Here is a 1,530-nt window from a genome sequence, read left to right as displayed (position 1 = left end):
GAGTCCGTCCGTGAAACGCTGATCGCCGACATGGACGATCACGAGCTCCTGGCTGCCGCCAAGGACATGGATGCCGACGAACTCGCTGACCTGGCCTCCGAGCTGCCGCGAGACGTCGTCCATGAGCTGATGGAGAGTCTGGATAACCAGCAGCGCGAGCGCGTGCGTTCGGCCCTGTCCTATGACGAGGAACAGGTCGGTGCGCTGATGGACTTCGAGATGGTGACGATCCGTGAGGATGTCAGCCTCGAGGTGGTTCTGCGTTACCTGCGCCGTCTCAAAGAGCTTCCTGGTCACACCGACAAACTGTTCGTGGTCGATTACGACGGTGTGCTCAAGGGTGTGCTGCCGATCAAGCGTCTGCTGGTCAACGATCCGGATAAGCAGGTGGCCGATGTCATGGCCAGTGATCCGGTGAGTTTCCATCCCGACGAAGACGCCTACGACGCCGCTCAGGCGTTCGAGCGTTACGACTTGATCTCCGCCCCGGTGGTCGACAAGAACGGCAAGCTGATCGGTCGTCTGACCATCGATGAAATGGTTGACCTGATCCGTGAGGAGAGCGAAAGCGAAGTCCTCAACATGGCCGGTTTGCGTGAAGAGGAAGACATCTTCGCTTCCGTGTGGAAATCGCTTCGCAACCGTTGGGCGTGGCTGGCGATCAACTTGATCACAGCGTTCATCGCTTCCCGGGTGATCGGCCTGTTTGAAGGCTCGATCGAGAAGCTGGTGGCGCTCGCGGCTTTGATGCCGATCGTGGCCGGTATTGGCGGCAACTCCGGTAACCAGACGATCACCATGATTGTGCGCGCCATGGCGCTCGATCAGGTCAGTACCGGCAACACTTCGCGCCTGATGCGCAAAGAGTTGGCAGTGGGGCTGATTAACGGTCTGGTCTGGGGCGGGGTGATCGGTGTGGTCGCTTACCTGCTCTACGGCAGTTGGTCACTGGGCGTAGTGATGACGGCGGCGATGACGCTTAACTTGTTGCTGGCGGCGCTGATGGGGGTGTTGATCCCGATGACCCTGGCGAAGATGGGCCGCGACCCGGCAATGGGTGCCAGCGTGATGATCACCGCAATGACGGACAGCGGTGGTTTCTTCATCTTCCTTGGTTTGGCGACCATCTTCCTGCTCTGATCGGCTGTAAACAAAAAGCCCGCCAATCGGCGGGCTTTTTTGTGTTCGCGAAAACTCTAATTTCAGGCAAAAAAAAGCCAGCAATCATGCTGGCTTGAGATGCTCGGTATGACTCAGGACGCGTCTGCGGCCATTTCGGCGTCGTGGGCGATCAAGGACACCAATGCGTTCTGCTGACGGTGAGACAGCTGACGGAAGCGTTGCAGCAGCTCGCGTTCGTGCAACGACAGCTCGGGGCTGTCCAGGCGCATGCTCAGCTCTTCGCCCAATGCACCTTCCTGAATAAGACTCTGCTCAAGGCGCGCAATGATCTCGGAGTTCATGCTGCGATGATGATTGCGAGCCACCTCGGCAATGCGTTCACGCATTCCGTCTGGCAGACGTACGACG

At 58.6% G+C, this 1,530-nt stretch carries 1 protein-coding gene and 1 pseudogene; one reads left to right on the top strand and one right to left on the bottom strand.

Features of this window, described 5'->3' with window-relative positions; all coding sequences use genetic code 11:
* A pseudogene (gene mgtE / locus ACIOVB_RS24600) lies at positions 1 to 1,140 on the top strand (magnesium transporter); the annotation flags it as partial.
* Positions 1,141 to 1,253: 113 nt separating this feature from the next.
* Here the strand turns inward: mgtE and ACIOVB_RS24595 are convergent.
* The coding region (locus ACIOVB_RS24595) for an Arc family DNA-binding protein (protein WP_401271946.1) at positions 1,254 to 1,530 on the bottom strand (277 nt) is incomplete at its 5' end.

This window comes from Pseudomonas sp. NPDC087639, assembly GCF_044743385.1.
Lineage (GTDB): Bacteria > Pseudomonadota > Gammaproteobacteria > Pseudomonadales > Pseudomonadaceae > Aquipseudomonas.
This window is presented reverse-complemented; position numbering and strand designations above follow the sequence as displayed.